We start from the raw sequence: 8218 nt of genomic DNA, 5'->3' as shown, positions 1-8218 counted from the left end.
GATCATTCACTCAGAAGCTCTGCTTTCTTCGCGTCCGTCATCTAACGGGAGGCGAATTATGCGATGCGGCCCGCACCCCGTCAACCCCTCCGATGCAATTATTTTCGGAAAGTTGAGAAGCGCAGAAAAGAGGCATCGTGAGGGTGGCGACGAATTAGTTAGTCATCCGATTTAATCTGACGTGTCCGGCAAAATCAGCGATCGGCTATAGAACGTGCAAACACTAGATAGAGATGGAGCGGGAGCGGACGTTTCTGTCGCACGACTGGATATTCCTCCTACCAGACAGGGAGTCACGAAGAGACTGATTGAACTCGCTTTGCGGGCACTCGCCTCTAAAAGGAGAGCAGAGCCGTCCCGCGAAAACTTGTCCACAGAAAAAGTGCGCAAGCCTGTGGATAACCTCCCCACAACCGCGCCAAGTCCTTGATGTAAAGCCTTTCTCGCGCGTTGCGCGCCGGGCGCGGCCATCTTCGTGGTCACGCCCGTCTCGGCCAAGTCAAGCCGACTTCGTCACCGCGCGCCCATTCACGCGCATGAAAGCGCCCCGCTCGACCAGCGCGCCGAACAGCAGTCCGATCGTCGCCCACATGATCACCTGCATGCCGATCGCCGCGACGCGGAACTGCCACAGCAGCACGGCAGGGAAAGCGGCCGGCACTTCGTTGATGGCCGGCATCGACAGTTGCACCGCCGCGATGATCGCGACGAACACTAGTCCCGCGACAATGGAGCCGTTCCATGCACCGAGCTTCATCACCGCGCGCCGCCGGACTTTCAGCGAGAACACCATCGCCGTCAGCGAGATTGCGATCATGAGGAAGAACAGCCCCGTGCGCATGCCGATCGTGTCGGAGTCGCCGACCGACGGCGGATTCGCCGGGTACTTGATGTTCGGCACAATCACCAGTGCAATGAACGCGCCAAGCGCGAGCCATGCGGATAATGCGCGCGCGCTTATCGCGCCCACTCGCCCATACGCGTAGGCGAACACCAGCGAAAACAGCCCGCCGAACGCCGCCCCATAAGTCACCACAGCCGTCAGGAGGCCCAGGCCCGCTTGGGTGTCGCGGCTCACGAGCTCAGGTTCTGGCGCATCGCCATGCACAGCTTCTGCCTTTTCTTCGAACGAAATCGCCTGATCGATCTGCGGCTCGCCGACCATTCTGGCGAAGCCGAACGTGAGCAGTCCCGCGGCGATGCCTGCGAGCATCCCGCGTACCAACAATTTACCAACCATGTCCGACTCCGTTAGTGACAGGGAAAGCCAAGCAGATGGCGCCCGTCGTGCACGAATTCATGCACGTACATGCCGGGCACCAGCGACGTGGCGCCCTGTTCCGCACCGACGAAGTAAAGCGCGAGCAACAGCAGCAACCCGCCGAACACGACCCACGGCAGCAACTCGCGCAGCGGGATCGGCGTGGGTTGGGCGACGGGTTGGGAGGCGGAATCGAAAACAGCTTCGGTCATGAGGACATCTCCTGGGGGTAGCGCGCCCCGAAAGTCGATTGCAGAGGAATGGTGCGAAGCTCAGGTCTGGCTTTCGGCTAGTGGTGCCGATTACAGTGGCGCGACCGCGCCGGGCTCTCACCGGCTTCCGTGCTTCGCAGCCCCGTTATTCTACGCGCTAAACTGCGACCTTCGTGAACGTCGGAGGCCGCGCAATGCGGGCCGGCGTGGCATGTCGGCACGGCATCGAAGGAAACGAACGGAATGGACATGCGACTGTTACTGCTGAGCCACGCATCGACTGCCGCGCAACGCGCAGGCCGCTTTCCCGCCGACGACCCGCTGGACGCGCGCGGCCTCGCCGAAGTCAAAACCCATACGGCACGTTTGCGTGCTGCGCTTTCCGGCGACGCGGCCGCCTTTGTCAGCCCCGCCACTTGCGCACGCGACACGGTGTCGGCGCTGGGCCTCGCCTCCACCGTCGACGCCGCGCTGGCGGATATCGACTATGGCAACTGGCAGGGGCGGCGCCTCGCCGATCTCGCCATCGAAACGCCGCAGGAACTGGCCGCATGGACGCATGATCCCGACGCGACGCCGCCCGGCGGCGAATCGTTCAGTCAGCTAGTCAAGCGAGTGGGGCAATGGCTCGACGCGCTCGGCACGCCGCAAGGTGCTGGCTGCGGAACACATAGCGGAAAAACGAGTGCCGCATCGACCCACGCGCACACAGTCATTGCGGTAACCCACGCGCCGCTGCTGCGGGCCGCGATCATCCATGCGACGGGGGCATCACCCACGGTGTTTGCGCGCATCGAGATCACGCCGCTCTCGATGGTCGAGTTGCGGCATTCGCAGCGTGGCTGGACATGGCGGCCCGCCTCCCTCTAGCCGCATCCAGTCGTCACCGCCAGCCGCCCGAGCGTCACTCCCTCACTTTCCCGACACAACGAGACGCACACTGTTCGCCCCCGCTGGCGTCAGCGTGATATCGGTCCGCCTGCCCTTCGCGCCCAGATAAAAGTGCTGGCGCCCCGGCGAATTCTGATCATGCGTCGCGTCCGGCAAACACGATGCGATATCCGCGGCCACGGCTTGCAGCGCGTCCAGCTTCGAGCCGGCATCGCCATGCGGCGTCCATGTGCATTGGAAACTACGCTGACTCGCGGAACATTGCGCGTCGTCGCCATAGGGTTGCGCCACGCCTTTGCCGTCCTCCGGCGTCAACGACGCAAGACCGTCGGGCGCAGCCGACACGATCCGTTTGAGCGCGGCGCACGGGCTGGGCGTCTCGTCGGCATGGGCGGCGGCCCCCGGCAATAACGCGCCAGGCGATGCCGCGATACATACAGCGGCAAGAAATCGGAAGTGGTTCATATCGGCGGCAATCTGTGGAAAAGAGGCTTGGCGGACGGCGTTGAAGCATTCCCACCCTGAATTCAACGCGGGAGCACGCTCCATGCCCATGCACGCCACAAGCCGTCCTTCGCCCACACGACATGCGCGCGCGTATCAAACCAGCCAAGGCCTCTGAACCGCCTGCCACCACCCCGCGTACTACCGCGCCCGACTTGGCAATCCCCGCAGCAACCTGCCGTCCACACCGATGGCACACAACTTGCATCCCCGCCGTACCGGCCTGGAATATTCCGCCACCCAACCCGACGCACACCGCTACGCCATGTCAAACAAAATTGCCGCCGACACCCCCGCCCGCCTCTCCAGCGGCATCGAAGGAATCGACAACATTCTGGGGGGAGGTCTCACACCCAACCGCATGTACCTCGTGGAGGGCGAACCGGGCACAGGTAAAACCACCTTGGCCTTGCAATTCCTACTCAAGGGCGCCGAGGAAGGCCACACCGGCCTGTACATCACGCTCTCCGAAACCCGCGCCGAGCTGGTCTCCGTCGGCGAAAGCCACGGCTGGGACGTCAGCCGCTTTGCGATCCTCGAGTTGCTCTCCGACGAAGGCCTCGACCCGCAATACGAGCAGACCGTGCTGCACCCGGCGGAAGTCGAGCTAGGCGAAACCGTGCGCAACGTGATCGAGCAAGTCGAAGAACTCAAACCCGCGCGCATCGTGCTCGACAGCCTCTCCGAACTGCGTCTGCTTTCGCAGAACCCGCTGCGCTACCGCCGGCAGATTCTCGCGCTCAAACGTTATTTCGCGACCCGTGAATGCACGGTGCTGCTGCTCGACGACAATTCGTCGGATCCCGGCGACGTGCAACTGCACAGCATCGCGCACGGCGTGATCACGCTGGACAACCTCGCGCACGACTACGGCGGCAACCGGCGTCGCGCGCGCATCGCGAAGATGCGCGGCATCAAGTTCCGCGAGGGCTTTCACGACTTCACGCTGGACACGGGCGGCATCCACGTCTATCCGCGCCTCGTCGCGGCCGAGCATCACGCTGAGTTCGACGCCGAACCGGTCAGCACCGGCACGGGCGGTCTCGACGCGCTGCTCGGCGGCGGACTGATTCCCGGCACCAATGCGCTGATGATCGGTCCGTCGGGAGTCGGCAAGACCACCACCGTGGTGTCGTGCCTGATCGCCGCCCTCGAGCGCGGCGAGCACTGCGTCTATTACGTGTTCGACGAAACGTTGACCACGCTGACGATCCGCTGCGCGACGCTCGGCATGCAGCTCACGCCGCACGTCGAGAGCGGCTTGCTGACGCTGCGCCAGATCGATCCGGCGGAAATCTCGCCGGGCGAATTCGCGAGCGACGTGCGCGACGCGGTCGAAAAAAGGGGCGCGCGCTATGTCGCGATCGACAGCCTGAACGCGTATCTCCAGGCGATGCCCGGCGAGCGCTACCTGCTGCTGCAAATGCACGAACTGCTCGGCTACCTGAACCAGCAAGGCATTATCACGATGCTGGTGCTGGGCCAGCACGGCATCATCGGCGAAGTGCAGAACGATGTGGACATCAGCTATCTCAGCGACGTCGTCGTGCTGTTCCGCTACTTCGAACATCACGGCGAAGTGCTGACCGCCGTGACCGCCGTAAAGAGCCGCGCGAACGCGCACGAACGCTCGATCCGCCAGTTCCGGCTCGGCAGGGGTGGCGTGGAAGTGGGCGAAGCACTGCGCGACTTCGAGGGCGTGTTGTCCGGCTTGCCGTCCTATCGCGGCAGCACCGCGCTCCTCGGCGCGCCGGATCGCGTCATCGACACGTCGAGGCGGTAAGGTCATGGAGCAACGCGTCCTCATCCTGGCGCCGTTCGGCCGCGACGCCGAGGTGATCGCCGAAGTCCTGCACAAGGACGAGCGCGTGTGCGTGCGATGCCGCGACGCCGACGCGCTCACCACCGCGCTCGACACCGGCGCGGGCGCCGCGCTGATCGCCGAGGAAGCGCTCGCGGGCGGCCATGCGTCGCGCCTGTTCGCATGGCTCGAAAGACAGCCGGCGTGGTCCGACTTCCCGTTCATCCTGCTCGCCGCGTCGCGCGTCGGGCATCGCTCCGCGCGCGGGCTGGAAGTGCTCGAACGGCTCGGCAACGTGGTCGTGCTCGAACGTCCGTTGAATTCGGAAACGCTGCGCCGCGCAGTGGCCTCTTCGCTGCGCGCGCGCGCGCGGCAGTATGAATCGCGCCGCCATCTGGCCGAACGGATTGAAGCGCAAGCGGCGCTGGTGCAGCTGAACGATTCGCTGGAAAGCCGCATCGCCGAACGCACGCATGAGCTCGCGTCCGCCAATAACCGGCTGATGATGGAGATTCACGAGCGCGCCAAAGTGCAGGCGGTGCTGGTGCAATCGCAGAAGATGGAAGCGCTCGGGCAGTTGACCGGCGGCATCGCGCATGACTTCAACAATCTGCTGAACGTAATCATGGTCAACGCGGAACTGATCGCGCGGGTCAGTGCCGACGAGCGCATTCGCGGCATGGCCGCCACCGTCAAACGCGCGACCGAACGCGGCGCGAAACTGACGGGCCAGCTGCTGACCTTCTCGCGCAACAGCAACCTCGATCTGAAAGCGGTGGACGTGGTCGCGTTGCTGCATGGCATGCGCGACATCATTGCGGTATCGCTCGGGTCGAGCATCCGCTACACCAACGAGTTCGATAGCGGCGAGATGTGGACCCAGGCCGATGCCAATCAGCTCGAACTGGCGATCCTCAATCTCGCGATCAACGCGCGCGACGCGATGCCGGCCGGCGGCCAGCTCAAGATCCGCGTGCGCGAGCGCGCGGCGCCCGACCCGACGCTCGACGACGGCCGTTACGTAGTGGTCGAAGTCGTGGATACCGGCTCGGGCGTGCCGCCCGACGTCGTATCGCGCGTATTCGATCCGTTCTTCACCACCAAGCCGATCGGCAAGGGCACGGGACTCGGCCTGAGCCAAGTCTATGGCATCGCGCGGCAGGCGGGCGGCACCGCGCGGCTCTTCAGCGAGGAAGGCGCGGGCACCACGGTGGAGATCTGGCTGCCGCTGCGCGAACGCGAAGCCCCGCAGACCGAAGCGGCGTCCGATGCCGAAGCGAACGCCGTCGGCGAGAAGCGCGTGCTGGTAGTCGAAGACGACAGCGAGGTGCGCGCCATGCTGGTCGAGTCGCTGAGAATGCTCGGCTATACGGTGACCGAAGCCGCGGACGGCCAGGCCGGCTTGAACCGCCTGCAGGACGACAAGCCCGACCTGCTGATGGTCGACTTCGCGATGCCCGGCATGAACGGTATCGACGTCATCGCCGCCGCGCGCGCGATGCGCGAGGACTTGCCGGTGATTCTCGCGACCGGTTATGCCGACGTGGATATTTCCGGTCTGGCGGTGAAGCGCTGCACGATTCTGCGCAAACCGTTTCAGCTCGACGATCTCGCGCGGACCGTGCGGCTCGGGCTCGCGGCTTGAGCGTGGCTTGAGCACGGCGTGATAGCGGGGGCGCGGCACGACATGCAGCGAGGTGTGCTGACGACTTCCCGGGTCGCATACCTCTGCACATGGCGCCCTCGGCACGCGTTCACACTTCGCACGTGAACCGTCTGTACCGTCGCCTCGGTTCGCCCTCCCGCAGCACCCGATCGATCGTGCGAACGCATGACCATCTGACTGAGCAACTCGCAAAGCCAATAACAACGGCACACGTCTCTTATGTATTCAGTAAGCATTGTCATACTGCCCCGCAGCCTTCACCCGGGCGAAAAATTTCTAATTCAATAGGTTGCTAACGAATGGTTTGGAAAATACAATACCGCGCATGCCGAATCTCGATACCCTGCGCCGCACCGTCAGCAGCACCCTGGTTGTCGCTGCCAGAAAGTGGCGGCGCACGAGCCACGGCGTGCTGGCGGCCTTCAACGTGTCCGAGGCGTGCGCCACGCCGCTCCTAACCGCCAGCCGGCTCGGCGCGGCGGTGCGCCAGGTGACGCTCGCCGATCACGTCGGCATCGAGGGGCCTTCGCTCGTGCGGCTGCTCGATCAACTGTGCGCAGCGGGCCTGATGCGCCGGGAAGAAGACCCGGAAGACCGCCGCGCGAAAACCGTGGCGCTCACAGATGAAGGCCGCGCCGTCACCGCGAAAATGGAAGAAGAACTGGTCACGTTGCGGGCGCAGGCGCTCAAAGGCGTATCGCGCAGCGATCTCGAAGCGGCCTTGCGCGTGCTCGATGCCTTCACTAGCGATGCCACCGAACGGGCCGAGCAGGGTGGCAGCGAGCGCGCCCAGCCCGGTCAACCGATGCAAGAGGCGCGACGCACGCAGGCTGCGCAATCCTCGCAACCAACTCAACGCCCGCAGCAGCAAAAGCAACGCACGCGACAACCCCAACCAACACCGGCCAAGCTCCCGCCAGCAGCCCCCAAGACCCGCAAAGCCGCCAAGGCGTCCAAGTCCAACAAAGGCGAAGCAGACGCAGCGGCGCCGCATCACGCCGGCGATCCGGCATAACGGCTCATGGTCTATCCCACCCTGCGTGACTGGCTGTTTTCGGTGAAGACCTTTGCCGCGGCCATGCTCGCGCTCTACATCGGCCTCGCGTTCGAACTGCCGCGGCCGTATTGGGCGATGGCCACGGTCTATATCGTGTCGAATCCGTTCGTCGGCGCAACGCGTTCGAAGGCGCTGTATCGCGCGCTCGGCACCGCGCTCGGCGCCGCGGCCGCCGTGCTGCTCGTGCCGCCCTTCGTCGAATCGCCGTATCTGTTCAGCGTGATCGTCGCGCTGTGGACCGGCACGCTGCTCTACCTCGCGGTATCCGACCGCACCGCGCGCAGTTACGTGTTCATGCTGGCCGCCTATACCATGCCGATCATCGCGCTGCCCTCGGTGATGAACCCGGCCGGCGTGTTCGACCTCGCGATCAGCCGTACCGAGGAGATCACGCTCGGCATCGTCTGCGCGAGCATCGTCGGCAGTTCGCTGTTTCCGAGCCGCCTTGCGCCGACCATCATCGAGCGCACCGACGCGTGGTTTCGCGACGCCGCGTTCTATGCGACCGAAACGCTGTCGGGACGCATCGCCGGCTCGGCGATCTCGGGCGCGCGCCAGCGGCTCGCCAGCACCATCAACGGTCTGGAACTGCTGCTGAGCCAGCTCGCTTACGATCACACGCGGCCGGACGTGCTGGCGCGCGCCCACGAACTGCGCGGACGCATGCAACTGCTGCTGCCGATCATGTCGTCGCTCGCCGATCCGCTGATCGCGCTCTACAACAGTGGTCGCCAGAGCTGGCCCGAAGGGCTCGAAGCGCTGCTCGCCGATGTGATCAAATGGTTCAACGAACCGCTGCCGGCCGTCAGCGAGGGCGATCACCCCG

8 protein-coding genes and 1 riboswitch are annotated in these 8218 nt (G+C 64.7%); of the genes, 5 read left to right on the top strand and 3 right to left on the bottom strand.

All coding sequences use genetic code 11. From position 1 onward, the window contains the following. Positions 1-499: 499 nt before the first annotated feature. Both CIC12_RS05030 and CIC12_RS05025 read right to left on the bottom strand, forming a co-directional pair. Positions 500-1240, bottom strand: coding sequence for a CbtA family protein (locus tag CIC12_RS05030; protein ID WP_168662734.1), 741 nt, complete (start codon positions 1238-1240; stop codon positions 500-502). Positions 1241-1251: 11 nt separating this feature from the next. Next, positions 1252-1473, bottom strand: a complete 222-nt coding sequence (locus CIC12_RS05025; protein ID WP_121320359.1) for a CbtB domain-containing protein — start codon at positions 1471-1473, stop codon at positions 1252-1254. Between the two features lie 52 nt (positions 1474-1525). Next, positions 1526-1612: riboswitch (adenosylcobalamin (AdoCbl) riboswitch) on the bottom strand. Positions 1613-1716: 104 nt separating this feature from the next. Between CIC12_RS05025 and CIC12_RS05020 the strand changes: the two genes are divergently transcribed. Continuing rightward, the gene (locus tag CIC12_RS05020) at positions 1717-2343 is read left to right on the top strand and encodes a histidine phosphatase family protein (protein WP_168662733.1); all 627 of its coding nucleotides are present in this window, start codon (positions 1717-1719) and stop codon (positions 2341-2343) included. A 42-nt stretch (positions 2344-2385) separates the two neighbouring features. Here the strand turns inward: CIC12_RS05020 and CIC12_RS05015 are convergent, their stop codons facing one another. Next, the gene (locus tag CIC12_RS05015; protein WP_168662731.1) at positions 2386-2829 is read right to left on the bottom strand and encodes a hypothetical protein; all 444 of its coding nucleotides are present in this window, start codon (positions 2827-2829) and stop codon (positions 2386-2388) included. Positions 2830-3133: 304 nt separating this feature from the next. On the opposite strand from CIC12_RS05015, the gene CIC12_RS05010 reads away from it, so the two are divergent. From CIC12_RS05010 to CIC12_RS04995, 4 genes are all read left to right on the top strand, one after another. Continuing rightward, positions 3134-4651 (top strand): ATPase domain-containing protein, encoded by a 1518-nt coding sequence (locus tag CIC12_RS05010; RefSeq protein WP_168662729.1) that lies wholly within the window; start codon positions 3134-3136, stop codon positions 4649-4651. A 4-nt stretch (positions 4652-4655) separates the two neighbouring features. Then, complete coding sequence (locus CIC12_RS05005) at positions 4656-6314, top strand: ATP-binding protein (RefSeq protein WP_168662727.1); 1659 nt, start codon at positions 4656-4658, stop codon at positions 6312-6314. Positions 6315-6660: 346 nt separating this feature from the next. Beyond that, positions 6661-7350 carry a MarR family transcriptional regulator gene (locus CIC12_RS05000; protein WP_168662725.1) on the top strand — a complete coding sequence of 230 codons (690 nt, stop codon included), beginning with the start codon at positions 6661-6663 and terminating at the stop codon, positions 7348-7350. A 6-nt stretch (positions 7351-7356) separates the two neighbouring features. Further along, positions 7357-8218 (top strand): FUSC family protein (locus tag CIC12_RS04995; RefSeq protein ID WP_168662723.1); only part of this gene is annotated, 862 nt, incomplete at its 3' end.

The sequence above is a fragment of the Paraburkholderia sp. SG-MS1 genome, assembly GCF_012275575.1.
Lineage (GTDB): Bacteria > Pseudomonadota > Gammaproteobacteria > Burkholderiales > Burkholderiaceae > Paraburkholderia.
The sequence above is the reverse complement of the archived record's forward strand: the minus strand, read 5'-3'. Positions and strand labels throughout refer to the sequence as shown.